Below are 18,676 nucleotides of genomic sequence, written 5' to 3' on the forward strand. Positions count from 1 at the left end.
GTAGTCAGCAGAGGGGTTGCATACAAGTTTTAGGAAACAAGGCGCATATTGAACGCGCGTTCAATAAACCACACCAGGGCAATGAGGATGATCAGCCCTGAGCCCACTTGCAAGATGGCGCGCTGGTATAGCCAGTGGCGGCGCAACAGGTAAGCCAGGGGTAAAAAGCCTGCAACAATGATCAATTGTCCAATCTCGACGCCCAGGTTGAAACCCAGCAGTGCCAGCACCAATGCTGATTGCGGCAAGCCAAGGTCGGCCAAAACGCTGGCGAAACCAAAGCCGTGGATAAGCCCAAAAGCAAATGCCACCATCCAGCGCCGTCCCTGGAAGAGTGGGAACAGATTATTCAGCGCCGCCAAAATGACAGATGCAGCAATCGCTGACTCTACCAGCCGTGTGGGTAAGGTTAATACATTCAGGGCCGCCAGGGTCAGGGTAATCGAATGGGCCAGCGTAAATGCCGTGACTATTTTCAAGACATCAATGGCGGCTGCTTTAAAGCTGCTGGCAGCATCCCATTTGCCCATTTTTAGCACCAGTACGGCAGGCAGCAATAAGGACAATAAAAACAGAATGTGGTCAAAGCCTATCCAGATATGCCAGATGCCATGAAAAATATAATCGCTGAACTGCTGCCACTTGTTGACTTCAGCTACGACAAATTCCTGGCTGGCCTGTTCGGGGCTGAATATGGCGGTAGCTGTTGCATCCTTCTGGTTCACCAGACGCAGCAAGCCCTTGTGCTGGGTGTCCAGATCAAAAAATAACTGGTACTGCACTTTGATTTTTTCAACATTGCAGGTGCTGTCGAACATCAATACGGTATAGGCACCATCGCTATGCTGGTCTATCAGTTGCTGCCCAGCAGTTAGAGGGCACGGCTGGTCGCCTGCCGTGATCTTCAGCCTGGCCAGTGCATAGGCGGCGATGTCGGCATGTTTGCTGCGCACTTCATCCCAGGTCAGCTCACCATTGCCATCTTCATCCAGGCCTATGGCAAAGTCCAGATCACGCAAGGCGATATCCCATTGGCCGTGAACGCCGGTCTGGTCTGCCCGCAGGGTCAGGTAACTGTCGCTGGGCTTGTGGGCATGGGCTGGCAGACTGAATAGCATTGCCAGCATAAGACTGCACGCCAGACGATGGATGGTGCTGAGCATCATGACTTGACTCCCAGTTTGGTGAGTACGGGATTCAAGGTCATGTCCTGCAATTTATTTTGATTCAACCATGCCAGGGCCGGGCTTGCAGCCTCAGGCTCATGTACCGCAGCAGCTTCCAGCAAGATGCGCAAGTCTGCAGTTTCTTTTTGTATTGCCCAGTTCAATTGCGCCAGTTTCAGGGCAATTGCCGGACGTTTTTTTAAGTGCAATTCATAGCGTGCCTGCTCGCGCTGGTGCACAGTGTCGCCACGCAGCATGGCGGCTTCAAAACGCTGATCCAGCAAGTTGATTTGTGCATCCGCAAGCGTTGACTTTTGTGACTGCAAGGCGAGGGCATAACGCAACAATAAGGCGTCTACCCTGGTTTTATCTTTCAAAAGCTTGACGACTTCTGCAGGTCTTTGCTGATCCAGTAAAAAGTCAGCGTAAGAACCCAGCAGATAACTGTCTGGTGACGCCAGTGCCAACGCTGTCTGATACCAGGCTTCGGCTGCTTTGACATCGCCCAGTCTTGCCGCCATTTCTGCCAGTAGTGTCATGACCCAGATTTTTGTCGCCGCATCACTGTCTGCATTTTTTTCATACTTTTTATAAGCCGTGCCTAGCGATGCATAGCTGTTTTCTGCATCACCATTCAGGCTGCCGACATTATGCAGGCAGGTCAGGGTGATCAGTTCAGGCGCTAGTGGATACAGGCGCATGCAACTGGCTTTGGCCTGGGCAAACTGGCCTTGTACCTGCAAGACCGTGGCACGTGTCAGCCAGGCCTGGGCATTGTCCCTGTCCTGCTTCAATACACTGTTCAGATCAAGCAAAGCCTCAGGAAATTGATGCGTGCTTTGCCGTATGGTGGCACGCAGCACCAGTGCGCTGGTAGGGGGATTTTGCAGGCCCCACCAGGGTTTCAGTACTGCCTGTGCATAGCCAAGATAACGCGGGTCACCATCATTACGCGCAGCGTTGATATAGGCTTGTGCCAGTTCGCTGGCAATCACTGGATTGCCCGGTTCTTTGCTCAGGCGTTTGCGTAACTGCGCAAATTCACGTTGCGCCGGATCGCTACGTGAGGGCAGATATTCCAGGACTTGTTTGCCGCTACCCGGAATAAAAGGCGTTGCCTGCACATTCAGGCTCAACAGGAGCAGCAAGGCGAATAAGGGGCGATTGAATTGCATGATGCGCCTGATTTAGATATTAGAAGTTAAAAGTTGAGAGTCAGTCCAACACGCAACGCGCGCGGCTCTGCCGGATGGCTGTGTACATCATTGACAGCAGCAGCTTCACCCGGTAGCCGCGATGCGTAATAATAATCAACATCGCTAGCCTTGCGATTCAGGAGATTGAGCACTTCTGCAGTCAGTTTGACATTTTTGTTGATGGCATATGCCAGTTTGGCATTGACCAGCGTAGAAGCGGGAGAACGCACGCTATTGTCTTCAATTAAAGGGCGTCCGCCAAAATAGCGCAGACGCAAACCACATGACCATTTGTCGTGATTCATGCTGATGCCCACAGACGCCGTGCGCTCTATGGAACCCGGTACATACTGACCAGCCATATCATGATCGCGAAAACGGGTGCGCGAGATGGCAAAATCAGCATCGATAATAAGACCCTGGGACGCTGTGTAATAGTTGGCGATTTCTATACCGGTGCGGCGGCTGGGTCGGCTGGCTTCTGTCGTGCCGGCATCACCAGTGAACAAAAGCTCAGAGGCTATATCCAGCTGCCATAAGGACAGCGAGGTTTGCAAATTTTTCGCCAGGCCATTGAGGCGGACTCCCAATTCCTTGCCCGTGGCTTTTACCAATGGGCTGGCCCTGGTTACAATATTGCCATCTGCATCTGTCGTCAGGCCAGTTTTCGGGTTCACAGTTTGCGTCGTGCCGCGCGCATCATTGCTATGGAAACCCTGGCCCCAGTTGGCATACATTTCCGTATCCTTGTTCAGGCTGAAGATGAGCGACATTTTTGGGCTGAAAATATGCGCATTGAGTTTGCCGGAATTGGCGGCCAGATTGCTGTTGACATCAAAGCTATACCTGTCTGCACGCAGGCCAGTCACCGTACGTAACCAGGGTTGCCATACCGTGGTGTTGGAGATGTATAGGGCAGAACTGGATTGTTTGACCTTATCTTCCCGCGTGGTAGAAATTAACTCCTGCGCTTTGGTACTGTACAAACCCACTGGTGACAGGCGGTCTGCTCTGAATTGCACTCCTATGCTGGTTTCAGAGTCAAAACCTGCCAGCTTGTGTGTCCATTGACGTTCGCCATCCCAGCCAAATACCGTGCGTTGTTCAGTCTGGCGGAACTGGTCACCATTCTCCGCATCGTCCAGCGCATAGGTGAAGTTGCTGTGTAAGTCGAGATGTGAACGTATCAGGTAGGCATTTGCCTTGATGCTGCCACCATCGAGCTGACGTTTCCAGTTCATCGACAGGCTATAACGGGCTGTCTTGCCGCCATCTGTAGGATCTATGCTGCCAAATCTATCCAGCAAGCCAGCATTCACGGCACGTTGCGGTATCTGGTCGGTGGAACGCCAGGACGCTTGCATGGCCATGGCTGCCAGCCGTAAGTCATCTTTATTGTTTGTCCAACTGTAAGATATCAAGGCATTGATGCGCTTGAAGTTTTCTGGCGTAATCCAGGGCCCATCCTGGCCTGATATGTCCAGCCCACCCAGTAAAACGCCAGGGCCAGTGTTGATGGAGTTGGCCAGCAATGCGCGGCGATAACGGTTTTGCCCGAATTCCACGCTGGCCAGGCCTTGTTTCAGGCTGCGTTTGTAGTCAAATGTGGCGGCACCGGCAGCCGAGAAATCACCTTCTTCAGCATAGTAGGTGCCTTTTTTGTAGCGTATGGTATGGATCAGTTCAGGTATTAAAAAATTCAGGTCGGAATAGCCTTGCCCATGCGCATGGCTGGGCATATTGACTGGCATGCCGAGTACGCTGGAACGGAAATCAGTGCCGTGATCCAGATTGAATCCACGCAAATAATATTGATTGGCTTTGCCATCTCCAGAATGCTGGGTGACGATCATGCCGGGTACGGCTTCGAGTAATTCAGCGGTACGTCCCAGCGGCCGGTTCTCTAGCTGAGCGGCCGTGATCATACCCTGGTTCGCTGAATCAGCCAGGCCTATCTGGGTGCCCGTACTGCCTGCGATGATGACGGTCGCCAGCGAGTCGCTGGTATTGCCTTGTACGCCACCAGCATGCGCCTGCATTCCAACCAAGGGCACAAAAGTAATGCAGATAAAGCCTGATTTCAGTAGTGAGCGCATTTCAGTTCCGGAGAATAAATAAATGGCAAAATATTTGGAACCAGCCCGACAAAGCGAGTGACATAGGTCGGGCCGGGGTTTGCAATCTGCTAGTTGATGGTTACCGGTTCAGTAGCTTCTGGCGCAGTCACCATTGCCGCATCGATGGCTTGCGGTTCTGCCGTATCCGCGCTGGTACTGAACAAATTCAGTACATATTGCGTGAATGTATCGATAGTAGAAGTGACAGGTATCGTGGTTCCGGTACCAGTACCAGTGCCCGCATTGCTGGCCGCAGGGCTGCTGCTGCCTCCGCAAGCGGACAGCATGAGCGTCAGCGCAGTGCCGACGATCAGATAATAATGTCTTGCTTTCATGATTACTCCTTCAGTATGTTGCGCAAAATGAACGAAACGCTTAGCGTTTCAGTGCACCGGCCACAGGGGTTTTCAGGTAAGGGAAGGCATTGTCCGTATAGCTGCTGTCGAGATAGGCACCGTCAGTGAAATCAAGGCTGCCAGCTGGTGCATCAGCCGGTACGCAGCCTATGCTGAGTGTGCACAATCTGCCCATGACCACGCGCAAGGCAATATCGACTACGTCATCACCAGGGCGGCGACCATTAGGGAAACCGGCGCTGTCGCCACCTATGACACCCAGGCGATTTTGTGTAGCACTGACAGGCGTCGTTGTATTCAGGCGCAGCATTTCAGATGGCGTGACCGTTGCTGGCTGATTAACACCCTTGATACCGGTCAGGAAAGTCGCGACCAGATCATTACGCGGGAAGTTGGTCGGTGCTTTGGCGCCAGCACTGCCAAAGAAGACTTCGACCAGCGCAGGCAGGGTCGGGTTTGTCACATAGTTCAGGAACTGCGCATCACCACTAGGTTTGCTGTGATTGAACTGGTCCTTGTCCTTAAGGCCAATGACAACTTCATTCACCAGCGGCATGCCAAGACGGGATACCTGCGTCCATGCACCGCCTTCCTTGGATGCCGCACCAGTGCTGCTCGGTGTCGGGTTGATGGCGCGACCCTGACGCAGGCTGGCCGTGGTCCAGCCACCGATGACGGCTTCCTTGCCATTGGTCAGGCAGGTCGTCGGCACTTCCATTTCTATCGCGGTGACGTTTTTCATGGCCAGGTCGTCACGCCCGGCTTTCTCTGCATTGGGATCAAATGCCGTGGCAGGTGCCTTGATATTGATGAGATCAAAAGTCTCACCGAGGTTGACCACGAAGGGGTCCTTGCGTTGACCAACAAAGACCTTGCCTGGCGTCGCGCAGCCGGGGATGTTGATGGCAAACACATGCTTGGCCGCATAGCCGGCATAGTCAGGGATGGATTTATTGCCTATGTAGTCGACAGGCTTGTCAAAGGTAGTAGAGCCAGTCGTGGCATTGGTGACGGCCTGACGAGTACCAGTACGACGGTCACCTGTCACCATGGTGACGGTATAGGTTTCACGCACGTTCAAGCCAGCCGCATTGACGCCATCAATCGCGCCCCCATTAATCACCAGCGGTACAGAGACTTTCTTGCCACCCACAGTGAATTGGGCATCATTATTGGTATTAGTGAAGCGGAACTGGAAAGTCAGATGCTCTTTGCCATCACCGACATTGTCGATATGGATTTCATACAGCGCATCAGGGTCCATGGAAAAATAATTCGGACCGCCGTAAGCATCTTGCAGGGGGGAGTAATTGGCGATCAGGGTAGTAAAGGCACTGCGGTTTGCTTCATAGCTGCGGAACATATAAAAGTCTGCTGCATCCACTTTTGGGTGGCGGGTAATAAACGGTGCTTCGCGGTGGCTGGAAGCTTGTGCAGGCAGGGATGCAATGCCGCTTAAACTTCCTGCGGTGACAACGGCGAGCAGAATTTTTTGAGGGAATCCCGATGTTACTTGTCTCATGACCAACTCCTTAAGTGTAGGAAAAATGCCTCATGTTATTGAAAATAATCGCGAGGGCATTCTTGATACGCAGGCTGCTGAAGTTTGGATTCAGGTTTTTTTAAAGAAATTACACAATTTTTTTCACGTGATTCCTGGTCAGGCGCCTGTTAAGACGCTGAAACAAAATACAGACAAGACGCAAACAAACCATAAACAAGGAATTTGCACATTTTGCAAATATCGCTATACTCCATGTTCCCCTCTTGGCGCTGCTGCTAGAGGTACAAATGCCCCCGAATCGCCGGAGGCGCACCTGTACTTCAAATTTTGGTAGCAGCTATGACTTCTATATCCCGTTTACAATCTGCCCTGCAAAGACAGGGCATCCAGGTTGAACATGCCAATGGCATATTTAAACTTCACAATGAACATGCGCAGGCGACAGTGTTGTTGCCTGACACTCTTCCGCTGGAAGAAAAAGCAGTAAAACAATTGATGGCTTTTGCCGCCGTCAAATCCGCCGATGGCCATCATGCAGTGTGCAAGGCTTGCGCTACGCCTGACTTTCATCCCGGTAGTATTGCGCCGGTAGGTTCCATCGTTGCGACAGATGCTGGTTTTGTCATTCCCGCTGCCATAGGCACGGATATCAATTGCGGCATGCGTTTGCTGACGACAGGCTTTAATTTATCCCAGGTCAGCCAGCGCAAACCTGCGTTGATACGCCAGTTACAACGCGTCTTGCTGGAAAATGGCAGGGATGTGCCCGCTCATGCCAAGGCCTTTGCTGCGCTCAGTGATGCCGGTCCTTCGGCTTTTCTGGACAGTTTGCCGGACAGTGGCATCTGGTCGACGGCGGACCGCGACCGCCTGCAACAAGAACTTACCGCCTGCATAGGCTTGCAAGAATTTGGCGGCGCCCGCCGCTATGCACCCGAGGCATGGTTCAATCGCGACGGCATCGTGCGCGACCCTGGCCTGGGTACGCCGGGTGGTGGTAATCACTTTGTCGAGTTGCAGATCGTCGAAGAGGTCTTTGATCGCCACCTGGCTTATCGCGCTGGCCTGGCCAAGGACGATATCGTGGTTATGATACATAGCGGTTCTCGCGATGTGGGTTTCTATGTAGGGCAACGCTGGATGGACAGGGCCAGGGCAGAATGGCCTGTTGGTCTCAAACATCCTGACACTGCCTTGTATGGACTTAGCGGTGAACTGGCCGAAGAATACCTGCAAGCAATGGGCGTGGCAGCGCGCTATGCCTGGGCTAATCGCATGGTGCTGGCAGAACTGGTCAGGCAACAGCTGCAGCTCGTGCTGGGTCATGCCAAATCTTCCCTGATTGTGGACGTGCCTCACAATGTCATCTTGCGCGAGCATGGCATGAATATCCACAGGAAGGGTGCAACCCCGGCACGTAATGGTGATCTGGCCCTGATACCTGGCTCCATGGGTGATGCCAGCTACCTGGTAGAGGGACTGGGCAACTCTGAATGGTTATGGTCTTGCAGCCATGGTGCGGGGCGGCGCGTTCGCAGACAGGATGTAAGGCGTATGCGCCATGACAATGCCGACGCCAGTTGGCAATGCGTGACATTGCGGGAAGAGCGCAGGGTGGAAGAAGCGCCGCAAGCCTATAAACCCATAGGCCCGGTGATAGAAGCACAAGAAACCGCGGGCTTGATCAAGGCTGCAGTCAGGCTCAAGCCCTGGGTGACATTCAAGGCTTAAACGCAATGTGCAATAAAAAATCCCCGCGCAATCATCATTTGGCGGGGATTTTTTTATGCAGCGCGCAGCTTAGTGGATGCCGTGCATTTTTTTTGCCATCCATTTATTCAACAGCATCAGGACGCAGCCAGCCGTGATAGGGATAATCGTGAATATCAGGAAGAACACGGACAATGAATATTCTTTCGAGATTGCTCCGATATAACTGCCGCTGTAACCAGCCAGTTTATTCGCGATCGCTGTGTTCAGAAACCACACGCCAAACATCAGGCCCAGCAAACGTTGTGGAGCCAGCTTACTGATGTATGACAGGCCAACCGGGGAGATGCACAGCTCGCCCATGGTATGGAAGAAGTAAGCTGCAATCAGGAAAATCATACTGACGCCTGCAGTTTTTGCGCCTGCGGGGATGCTCGCAGCACCATACGACAAAGCAGCAAAACCTAGGCCCAGCAGTATCAGGCCAACACCAAACTTGATCGGCCCACTAGGATTCCAGTGTTTTTCCCACAACTTGGAAAACATCGGTGCCAGGATCACCAGGAAGAAAGAGTTCAATACACCGAACCAACTTGCGGGAACATCAGACTGCTCAAGCGCAAACTCGCGTTGCAACATCCAGACGACCAGCGCCCAGATTGCTCCTATGCAGGTGACCAGCAGTACATTCGACAGCAGGTAGCGTTTGGCAGTGCCAGCGAATAATTTGATTAACAGCCATGACAGAATGACGGTAGGTATGACAGTCATCAGGCTATTGATGATTTTGAACACCATGCCGCTGGTCCCGACCAGAGTGCGGTCAGTAAATTTATCCGCAAAAATTGTCATGGAGCCACCAGCCTGTTCAAATGCGAACCAGAAAAAGATGGTGAAGAAAGAAAATACGCAAATCGCCAACAGACGGTCGGCTACTATATGTGGCGCAGCTTCTTCAACTGCTACCACTTGAGTCGTTTGCTGGGACTTTGCCAGACCAATGTCACCAAATATACCCTGGCCAAAATAGAACTGGATTGCACCCAATAACATGAATGCACCGGCCAGGCCAAAGCCCATGGGCCAGGAGATTTTTTCACCTATGTAGCCGCATAACAGGATACCGAAGAAAGCGCCAGAGTTCACGCCCATGTAGAACAAAGTATAACCACCATCACGGCCACCTTCATTTTCCTTGGTATACAACTGACCAACGATGGCAGAGATATTTGGTTTGAACAAACCAGTACCTGCAACCACCAGGCCCAGGCCGGTGTAGAACATCGCCGGAGTTTCAAACAACAGACAGGCGTGTCCGGCTGCGATGATGAATCCTCCAAGTACAACAGAACGTCTGCTACCTAATATCTTGTCTGCAATATAACCACCCAGGATAGGGGTCAGATATACCAGGCCGGTATACCAGCCATATAGGGAAAGAGCTTGCTCGTCACTCCATCCCCAACCGCCATCAACCAGCTTGCTGGTCAGGAACAGCACGATCAGCGCGCGCATGCCGTAGTAAGAAAACCGTTCCCACATTTCTGTAAAGAACAGGACGAACAAGCTATCCGGGTGTCCCAGAATAGTGTGTGCACCTGGCGTTTGAATTTGGTTCAAAGTGCTCTCCAATAGTTTTTTAGTATAAAAGTCGCAGCCGGCCGCAAAATTTTTTTCAATGCGTGCCTTGAAATGATGTGAATTGCGTCAATTCGGCGCGTAGCTTACCACGACAAAATTCTCATATAAAAAGACATATGCTGCGCTGCAGCAAAAAATGCTGTGCTGATTTCCACAAGCAGCTTTATTCAGGATGCAGCCATCCTCCCTCTGAAGAGCTGGCTTTTGCTAACAAAATAAATAATAAAAAAGCAAAGTTTCTGTGCAAGTGCAATAGTTAAATAGTGTTAATCGAAATATATTTGATGGTATTATTTTGTCGAATTAATATTTTCAAAAAAACATGTAAGCAAACTCTGGAGAGCAATAGCTTATAGAGCTGATAGAGCTTGGCAGGCGAGAGCGTAATGGTTTAATGAATTCCAGGCATTTGACTTGGGGGCGAATGCTCTGGTGTTGTGTTATTCCCTCATCAATCAATCAGGAGACTTTAGATGTTTAAATCAACAACAAAAAAATTAATTGCTCTGGCTTTGGCAATTGGCTGCAGTGCTGCATTTGCTTACCCGCCTCCCTATTTTTTCTGCAATAAGGAATGCATCAAGCAAGCCCCACGCGGCTCTGCTGAATACCAGCAATGCATGACCGATTGCCTGTCTGATTATCCTCAATAATCTGTTTCAAAGACTGAGGCGCGATGAGTAAGGCCTGCTCTTGGGCAGGCCATTCCGTGTGACTCGTCAAAAATAGTGATCATCAGCTTCAGGCTGGTGATCACTATCTTTTCCATTCAACTTTTTGATCCGGGATGCAGTGTGAAAATAGCAAGAACGATACTGAGCTATGCTGGGATAATCGCCGTAGGCTTATTGATAGGCTATGTCGCGCCGCGTCTTCCCATGTGGTTGAAACCTGCTTATCAGGAAGGCGATTATTCAACTCACTTCCAGAATACCAAAAGCAAGGTTCTCCTGTATGGCACAGTCAGTTGCAGTTTTTGTCAAAAAACACGGGCTTATTTTGATGAAAAAAAGATCGAATTTGTGGAACTGGATGTAGAAAAGTCACCTGCTGCTGCCGCCAGACATGCGGAACTGGGCGGTGAAGGAGTACCGGTCGTCATCATAGGCAAGCGCATGATACGTGGTTATCAGCCGGAAGTATTTCAACAGGCTTTGCAGGCCATGGCCAAGATGCAGACGGCGGCAAAATGATACGCCACCAGGCAACTGTCTCGCCCTACATAAAAAATATGGACATCAAACACAAGTGTTGATGTCCATTTCTTTTTACTGCCTGGCATATTGGAAATCAGTTCACTTTAAACGCCAGCAGGGCTTGCCACAACTTCTGGGCTTCTTCTTTTAACGAAGCTGCGGCGGCGGCAGATTCTTCCACCAGTGCGGCATTTTGCTGGGTAGTCTGGTCCATCAAACCTATCTCATTGGTAATCTGGGCGATGCCGTGGCTTTGCTCGGCAGAAGCACTGGAGATTTCATTAAGAATGGTTGACAGGCCTTCTACCGAGACCAGGATCTCGGTCATGGTCTTGCCTGCATGACTAACCACTTCAGAACCTACATCGACTTTGGCGATCGAGGTTTCTATCAATGACTTGATTTCTTTCGAAGCGATGGCGCTGCGTTGTGCCAGGTTGCGCACTTCGGAAGCCACAACCGCAAAGCCGCGGCCCTGTTCTCCAGCCCGCGCTGCCTCAACCGCTGCATTCAGGGCGAGGATATTGGTCTGGAAGGCGATGCCTTCTATCGCTGCGATGATGTCAAACATCTTCCTGGATTCACCAGAAATGTCAGCCATGGTATTAACCACTTTGTCGACCTGGGTGCTGCCGCGCTGCGCTGTCTGGGCAGCAGAGACAGCCAGTTGCCTGGCCTGTTCTGCGTTGCCTGCATTTTGCCTGACAGTCTGGTTCAGGCTTTCCACACTATTGGCGGTTTCTGCCAGCGATGATGCCTGGTTCTCGGTTCTTTCCGACAGATCGATATTACCCATGGCGATCTCGCCAGAAGCATTCGAGACAAACTCGCTACTGTCACGTATATGCGTGACCATGGTTTTGAGTTGCTGCTGCATGCCATGCAAGGCATACAACATGCTGCTATTATCACCTGGCTTGAGTGTCACCATCGTGGTCAGGTCGCCTTCGGCCACACTTTTGGCGATGCCTACCGCCACATCAGGCTCACCACCCAGCGGCGCAATGACCAGCTTGTTGATGACAAAAGTCAGGATGGCTGATACCACCAGGACACTGAAGATACCGATAAGGATGGCGGTATTGCGCAGATAATTGACGTCTGCGAGTATCTTGTCTTCCGGCACGCTGATGACAAAAGACCAGGGAGTCGTGGTGGCACCTATCTGTATAGGCACATACATGCGTTTCACCGTGGTCTGCATGACAATGTGCTGTATGGTGTCACTATATGTCTGGCCTGCCTTGATGGCGGCTTTGGCAGCCTGAGCCTCAGCACTGTCGCCTATGTTTTGTCCTACATTTTTGGCATCGGCATCACCGATGTAGATACCATTGTTGGAAATCAGGCTGGCATAGCCGGTTTCATAGGGGTGTATCTTGCTGACATCTTCCTGAAAGCTGGCGACAGGTAAATCTACCGTGATTGCACCGACAAACTGGCCCTTGGCCTTGACCGGGATGGTGACCGTAGTCATGAAGACATCTTTGCCTGCAATCTTGTACATATACGGTTCCAGCAAGACTTCATTGCCGCTTTTTTTGGCCAGCAAATAGTAATCACCCGCACTCTCTTTCTCATAATCAGTCAGGGCTTCTACCTGGGTCTTGCCGCTGCCACGATTCCAATAGGGCAGGTAGCGGCCAGTGGCATCATGGCCTTCCTTGCCTGCGTACTCGCTATCCTTGCCATCAAAGGCATTGGCTTCCCAGATCGTACCTATGCCGGTAAATTCCGGGTGACCTTCCAGCACGCTTTTCAATAGCAGATCAGCCTGGGCACGGTCAGCCTTGCCACTGGCCTGCATGGCTGCAAGCTCAAATGCCAGGCTGCGGCCTGCGTGCAGGGCGAGGTTAATACGGTCTGCCACTTTGCCTGCATTGTTGATGGCCAGTTGCCTGGCATATTGCTGGGCTGATTCCTGCTGCATGCTGCCAGCCTGCTTGGTCAACAAGCTAATGGTCACGGTGAAACCAGCCAATACCATGGCGATGACGGCAAAAAGCATTTTGGCGCGCAAACCAAAGCGCGCGGGGGAGGTGGTTAAAGTCATGATTCTGAGCCTTGCTTATTTTTCCGTGCAGAATTGTCTGCTGAATATGCATGATATGACGGATTGAGGCATTCTTGCCGCCTGCCAGCTTATTCGCGTCTCTGTCGTGACAATTTGCAACGATTTAACTTGCCAGTATGTCAAAATCAGGTATAGATTCAGCAATTTTGATGGCAAACAAATAGCCTTACTCTTTTCTGTCCGCATGCTGAACCACACACTGTTTTTGTGGTCGTAGCATGGAGAGTGATGGCAGCCTGATATGGTCTAAATATTTGCAATCGATAGGTAAAACAGGGAGACAAGCAATGAAGTGGAAAAATCTGGTCGCTGCAAGCGGCTTTTGTATAGGTATTATGGGGCTGGCAGCAACGGCCCAGGCCGTGAGCGTCGAGCAGGTGAAGACATTCACCCTGCCCAATGGCATGAAATTCCTGGTATTGGAAAACAGCACCATACCAAATGCGAATATGTACACCTACTGGAAAGTCGGTTCGCGCAATGAAGTGCCTGGCATTACTGGTCTCTCGCATTTTTTTGAACATATGATGTTCAATGGCTCCAAGAAATTCGGCCCCAAACAATTTGACCGCACCATGGAAGCCAATGGCGGTGCCAATAATGCCTATACCAGCAATGATCTGACTGTGTACCAGGACTGGTTTCCGGCCACTGCCCTGCCTCTCATTTTTGACCTGGAGAGCGACCGTATCGCCAACCTCAGCATAGACCCAAAGATGGTGGAGAGCGAGCGCGGCGTGGTCTTGTCCGAGCGCAGTACCGGGCTGGAAAACTCCAATCTGCGCGCCCTGTGGGGCGAAGTGTATGCATCTGCCTTTCGCGCTCATCCCTATTCCATCCCTACGATAGGCCATGAGTCTGACATCAAGGCCTGGACACTGGATGACTTGCAACGTTACTTCAATGTCTATTATTCGCCGAATAATGCTGTGGCTGTCATCGTTGGTGATGTCAAGGCACCCGAAGTAAAACGCCTGGCTGAACAGTATTTTGCCAATGTCCCGCAACGTGCGTTGCCGCCAGTCGTGCGTACAGTAGAGCCTGAACAAAAAGGCGAGCGCCGGGTATTCGTGCGCAAGGAGTCTGCCACTGCTGCCAATCTCATGGTGTCGTACAAGATGCCAGCAACCAGCCATCCTGATTACTATGCCCTGAATGTCATCGCCAGCATACTCACCGATGGCAAGACTTCACGCATGTACCAGGCCCTGGTGGACCAGCGTCTGGCAACACAGGTAGGGGCCGATCATGGCAAGGCGTTTGACCCTGGCCTGTTCAACTTCTTTGCTGTTGCTGCCAACAAGGTGCCGGCTGCCAAAGTCGAATCAGCTTTGCTGGCTGAGATAGACAGGTTGGTCAAGGATGGCGTCACTGCAGATGAATTGCAAAAAATCAAAAACCAGAAACTCTTGAATTTCTACCGCGCCCAGGAAACCATCAATGGCAAGGCAGCCCAGCTCGGTGAATATGAAATGTATTTTGGCGATTATAAAAAGCTGTTTGATGCGCCAGATGCCTACCGCAAACTGACACCTGCCGATATCCAGAGTGTCGCAGCCAAATACTTTAAAAAATCACAAAGAACAGTAGGCGTGCTTGCTGCTGTAGAGGAATAAGAAAATGATCAGTAAAAAAATTCTCGCCTATAGCCTCGCCAGCCTGAGTTTGCTGGCTGCAAACAGCCATGCTGCCGAATTCCGCCTGCCTGCCTTTGAAACTGCCAAATTGCCAAATGGCCTGACCGTGTATCTGATGGAACGCCATGACGTGCCCTTGATTGCTGTGCGCGCCGTCGTCAAGGCGGGGGCCGTCAGTGATGCCAGTAATGCCGGTCTGGCCAACCTGACTGGTGACGCCTTGCTGTTAGGCAGCAGCAAGTACGATAAAAAGACCCTGGACCAGACATTTGATTTTCGTGGTGGCCGTATCTCAAGTACCACGACCACAGAATCGACATCCCTGAATGCCGATTTTGCCAGCGCCGATGTGGGTGTACTCTTGCCTATCTTTGCTGACGCCATGCTGCACCCGGTATTTGAAGCAGAAGAATTTGGCAAGCTGCGTTCACGGACAGTTGACGGATTAAAGCAAGCCAAGGAAAGCCCGCGCAATGTCGTGCAAACCTATTACCGCAGCATGTTGTTTGGTAACGGTGCCTATGCCAATCCGGTAGGAGGTACAGTCAATAGCGTGACGGCACTGCAACCCCAGGATGCCAAAAAATTCCACCAAAGTTATTACCGGCCAGAAAACGCAGCCCTGGTGGTGGTTGGCGACTTCAAGCCCAGCGTCATGCGCGCCCAGTTGGCCAGCTTGTTCGGCTCATGGAAAGCCACTACTGCCATGCCCGCAACTGCTGCCAATGGCAAGGTAGAAGCAGACAAGGCACGCGTCTGGCTGGTCAACAAATCAGATGCAGTAGAAACCACTTTCCTGTTTGGTGGCAAGGGCATTGCCCGCAATGACCCTGACTATGTTCCGCTGCAAGTCATCAACACCATTTTGGGTGGTCGTTTTACTTCCTGGCTGAACGATGAGTTGCGGGTTAATTCTGGTCTGACTTATGGTGCCAACAGCGGTTTCTCCCCTTTGGCAGATACCGGCAGCTTTGCCGTTTCCAGTTTCACGGCCACACCCAAGACCGAGGCTGCGCTGGCATTGGCCACCAAGACTTATCAGCGACTGTGGGATAAGGGCATAGATGCGGCAACTCTGGAATCGGCCAAAGCCTATGTCAAAGGCCAATTCCCACCGCGTTTTGAAACCAATCAGCAACTGGCAGGCTTATTGGGTGACATGTTTGTCGCCAAAGTCGGACGCGAACAAATTGATCATTTCATGCGTGATGTCGATGGCCTCAATGTCGACAAAGCCAAACAATTGGTGGACAAGCATTTCCCCCGCGATAAACTGCAAATGCTATTGATAGGCAAGGCAGAGAGCATACGCAGTATTGCTGCCAGCTATGGTGAAGTCACTGAACTGGACATTACTGCAAACGGTTTTGCACCGGGCGCAAAGTAGCTAATAAAACGAGATGTTGATGTAAACTGGTTACAATACTTGATAAACACCGCCCCAAACTGGGGCGGTAATTGTTTGTAGGGCGCAAAAAATTATCAAATTAGCCCTGAAATTTATTGTCAAGATGTATATCAGGATGCTCTTTTAATGATACGTATCAAACCCTTGTTCGTCGCCGCAACACTCGCTCTGTTAGCGTCGGCCAGTAGCTACATCCATGCCGGTAATGTAGCGGAATCCGGCTACCAGTTGCCACCGGCAGAATTGCAAGCCGTGGTCGATGCGCCCAGAGGCCCGCTGTTTCGCCTGGGGCCTCAGCGCAAGACGGCATTGTTGCTGACCCTCCCGGGCCTGGCCAGTATTGCCGATGTCTCGCAGCCAGAATTGCGGCTGGCGGGTTTGCGCATCAATCCACGTACCCGTGCCGCCAGCCATTTTGACTTTGGCAATGGCATGAGTCTGCTCGATATTGCTACTGGCAAGGCGCGTGAAGTCAAAGGCTTGCCGGCCAGACTCAAGATAGCAGAAACGGCCTGGTCACCCGATGAGCAATGGCTGGCCTTCAGTTTATGGGTAGAGGGCGGTGTCGAACTATGGTTGCTGGATGTAAAAAAAGGCACAGCCCGTCGTTTGATGGGTGACAAACTGAATGCAGTGACAGGCCCTGGTTTTTCCTGGATAGAAGGGTCAGAAAAACTGTTGGTCAGGTTGGCCCCATTGCGTCAGAAGGAATTGCCACCACCACCTGCTGTGCCTGCAGGCCCGAACATGCAAGAAACCAAGGGTGGCAAAACGCTGCAAAACCGCATTTATCCCGATATGCTGAGGACAGCGCGAGATAGCGATACCCTGGACTGGTATCTGCAGACCCAACTGGGCATCGTCACCTTGAATGGTGAAGTGCGTCGTATTACTCGCCCCATGACGCTGATCAAGTCTCTGGCATCGCCTGACGGCAAGCTGATTTTGACCACGCAATTGCGCCGCCCGTATTCAACCATGTTGCCAGTTGACCGTTTTGCCCAGCTGATAGAACTCTGGGACAATCAGGGCAAGAAGATCAAGACCGTGGCCGAGCGCCCTTTGCGCGAGCGCATACCCACAGGTAATGACGCCGTGCAAGCCGGGCCGCGCGATTTTGGCTGGCGCACGGATAAACCAGCCACCCTGTACTGGCTGGAGGCGCAGGCTGGTGGCGACCCTGATGTGAATAGCAAAATTCATGATGCCCTGTTCCAGCAGGCCGCTCCGTTTGATACGCCAGCACAAAAGCTGATGGATATCCCCTGGCGCTTTGGTAATGTGCAATGGGGCAATGATTACCTCGCCGTGGTCACTGAAAACTGGCTGAAGACACGCGACACCCGTACCTGGCGCATACAACCAGGTGTGCCGGACAGCAAGCCAGAACTGATGTTTTCCCGTAAGTCAGAAGACCAGTACAGTAATCCTGGCACGCCGGTGATGATGCAAAATGCCCAGGGCCGCATGGTCTTGCGCATCAGCCCGGATGGCCGAGCGATTTTCTTTACTGGCAACGGTGCCAGCCCTGAGGGGGACCGCCCCTTCCTTGATAAATTCGATTTGACGAATAAACAGACGACACGTTTGTGGCGCTCACAGGCACCCTATTATGAAGAGGTGCAAGCCTTGCTGAATGATAAAGGCAGCAGCTTTATTACCAGCCGCGAGTCAGTCGAAGAAAGGCCCAACTTCTATCTGCATGATTTGCTGGCCAATACTGCGCCACGGGCCCTGACGCAATTCCCGCACCCCATGCCGCAGTTCAAGGGCATCAAGAAACAGCAAATCCGCTATGAGCGTGAAGACGGAGTGGACCTGACCGCCACACTGTATTTGCCACCGGGCTACGATCCCAAACGCGATGGCCCCCGCCCTATGCTGATGTGGGCGTATCCGCGTGAATTCAAATCGGCAGAAGCAGCCGGGCAAGTGATAGGCTCAACCTACAAGTTCAACCGCATTTCCTATAACGGCCCACTGCCCATGCTGGCGCGTGGATATGTCGTGCTGGATGGTCCCACCATGCCCATCATAGGGGAAGGCAAGAAAGAACCGAACGACACTTTTCTGGAGCAACTGAAGATGAATGCAGAGGCTGCCGTGGATGAAGTGGTGCGTCTCGGGGTGGCAGACCGTAACCGCATCGCCATCGGGGGGCATAGCTATGGTGCTTTCATGACCGCAAATCTACTGGCGCATACCCGTTTCTTCCGTGCCGGCATCGCCCGTTCGGGGGCCTACAACCGTAGCCTGACACCTTTCGGCTTCCAGTCTGAAGACAGGAATTTCTGGAAGGCCAACAAGGTCTATCAGGAAATGTCCCCCTTCAATTTTGCCCACCAGTTCAAGGACCCCATCCTGTTCATTCACGGCGAGCAAGACAATAATTCTGGTACCTTCCCCATGCAAAGCGAGCGCATGTACCAGGCCATACAGGGCCTGGGCGGGGCCACCAGGCTGTCCATGCTGCCAAATGAAAGCCATAGCTACCGCGCCCGCGAATCCATCCTGCATATGCTGTGGGAGCAAGACCGCTGGCTGGAGATGTACGTCAAAAATGCCAAACCAGATGGCAACCGGGACTAGTGGGCTGTAACCGTAGTATGTAAGCGAGTGATTCAGTTGGAAAGGCGGCAGATACGACAGATCTGCCGCCTTTTCTACATGA

General features: G+C 51.9%; 14 protein-coding genes. 7 read left to right on the forward strand and 7 right to left on the reverse strand.

Going from position 1 to position 18,676, the window contains the following annotated elements:
* Positions 1-29: 29 nt before the first annotated feature.
* From H8L47_RS22205 to H8L47_RS22225, 5 genes are all read right to left on the reverse strand, one after another.
* The gene (locus H8L47_RS22205; RefSeq protein ID WP_186955787.1) at positions 30-1,166 is read right to left on the reverse strand and encodes a HupE/UreJ family protein; all 1,137 of its coding nucleotides are present in this window, start codon (positions 1,164-1,166) and stop codon (positions 30-32) included.
* Positions 1,163-2,341, reverse strand: a complete 1,179-nt coding sequence (locus H8L47_RS22210) for a tetratricopeptide repeat protein (protein ID WP_186955788.1) — start codon at positions 2,339-2,341, stop codon at positions 1,163-1,165. The genes H8L47_RS22205 and H8L47_RS22210 overlap by 4 nt, the downstream gene beginning before the upstream one ends.
* Positions 2,342-2,367: 26 nt before the next feature.
* The gene (locus H8L47_RS22215; RefSeq protein ID WP_186955789.1) at positions 2,368-4,458 is read right to left on the reverse strand and encodes a TonB-dependent receptor; all 2,091 of its coding nucleotides are present in this window, start codon (positions 4,456-4,458) and stop codon (positions 2,368-2,370) included.
* An 89-nt stretch (positions 4,459-4,547) separates the two neighbouring features.
* Complete coding sequence (locus H8L47_RS22220; RefSeq protein ID WP_186955790.1) at positions 4,548-4,814, reverse strand: hypothetical protein; 267 nt, start codon at positions 4,812-4,814, stop codon at positions 4,548-4,550.
* A 40-nt stretch (positions 4,815-4,854) separates the two neighbouring features.
* Positions 4,855-6,357: a DUF4331 domain-containing protein gene (locus tag H8L47_RS22225; protein WP_186955791.1), complete on the reverse strand. Its 1,503-nt coding sequence runs from the start codon at positions 6,355-6,357 to the stop codon at positions 4,855-4,857.
* Here H8L47_RS22225 and H8L47_RS22230 point away from each other — a divergent pair.
* Both H8L47_RS22230 and H8L47_RS22235 read left to right on the forward strand, forming a co-directional pair.
* Positions 6,356-6,673, forward strand: a complete 318-nt coding sequence (locus H8L47_RS22230; protein ID WP_186955792.1) for a hypothetical protein — start codon at positions 6,356-6,358, stop codon at positions 6,671-6,673. The two genes, H8L47_RS22225 and H8L47_RS22230, sit on opposite strands and share 2 nt — an antisense overlap.
* Positions 6,674-6,678: 5 nt before the next feature.
* A complete protein-coding gene (locus H8L47_RS22235) occupies positions 6,679-8,070 on the forward strand; it encodes an RtcB family protein (protein ID WP_186955793.1) in 1,392 nt (463 codons plus the stop codon).
* Between the two features lie 69 nt (positions 8,071-8,139).
* Here H8L47_RS22235 and H8L47_RS22240 read toward each other — a convergent pair whose 3' ends face one another.
* Positions 8,140-9,669 (reverse strand): peptide MFS transporter, encoded by a 1,530-nt coding sequence (locus H8L47_RS22240; RefSeq protein WP_222616648.1) that lies wholly within the window; start codon positions 9,667-9,669, stop codon positions 8,140-8,142.
* A gap of 494 nt (positions 9,670-10,163) precedes the next feature.
* On the opposite strand from H8L47_RS22240, the gene H8L47_RS22245 reads away from it, so the two are divergent.
* Positions 10,164-10,343, forward strand: coding sequence for a hypothetical protein (locus H8L47_RS22245; RefSeq protein WP_186955794.1), 180 nt, complete (start codon positions 10,164-10,166; stop codon positions 10,341-10,343).
* Positions 10,344-10,484: 141 nt separating this feature from the next.
* Positions 10,485-10,883: a glutaredoxin family protein gene (locus tag H8L47_RS22250; protein WP_329605481.1), complete on the forward strand. Its 399-nt coding sequence runs from the start codon at positions 10,485-10,487 to the stop codon at positions 10,881-10,883.
* 97 nt (positions 10,884-10,980) lie between these two features.
* Here H8L47_RS22250 and H8L47_RS22255 read toward each other — a convergent pair whose 3' ends face one another.
* Positions 10,981-12,939, reverse strand: a complete 1,959-nt coding sequence (locus tag H8L47_RS22255) for a methyl-accepting chemotaxis protein (RefSeq protein ID WP_186955795.1) — start codon at positions 12,937-12,939, stop codon at positions 10,981-10,983.
* A gap of 308 nt (positions 12,940-13,247) precedes the next feature.
* Here H8L47_RS22255 and H8L47_RS22260 point away from each other — a divergent pair, with 308 nt between their 5' ends.
* The 3 genes from H8L47_RS22260 (at position 13,248) to H8L47_RS22270 (ending at position 18,594) form a co-directional block, all read left to right on the forward strand.
* The gene (locus H8L47_RS22260; protein WP_186955796.1) at positions 13,248-14,576 is read left to right on the forward strand and encodes a M16 family metallopeptidase; all 1,329 of its coding nucleotides are present in this window, start codon (positions 13,248-13,250) and stop codon (positions 14,574-14,576) included.
* A gap of 4 nt (positions 14,577-14,580) precedes the next feature.
* On the forward strand, positions 14,581-15,984 hold the full coding sequence (locus H8L47_RS22265) for a M16 family metallopeptidase (RefSeq protein WP_186955797.1): 1,404 nt from the start codon (positions 14,581-14,583) through the stop codon (positions 15,982-15,984).
* Positions 15,985-16,131: 147 nt separating this feature from the next.
* Positions 16,132-18,594, forward strand: a complete 2,463-nt coding sequence (locus tag H8L47_RS22270) for a S9 family peptidase (RefSeq protein ID WP_186955798.1) — start codon at positions 16,132-16,134, stop codon at positions 18,592-18,594.
* Positions 18,595-18,676 lie beyond the last annotated feature (82 nt).

It is taken from the genome of Undibacterium umbellatum (assembly GCF_014284125.1).
Lineage (GTDB): Bacteria > Pseudomonadota > Gammaproteobacteria > Burkholderiales > Burkholderiaceae_D > Undibacterium > Undibacterium umbellatum.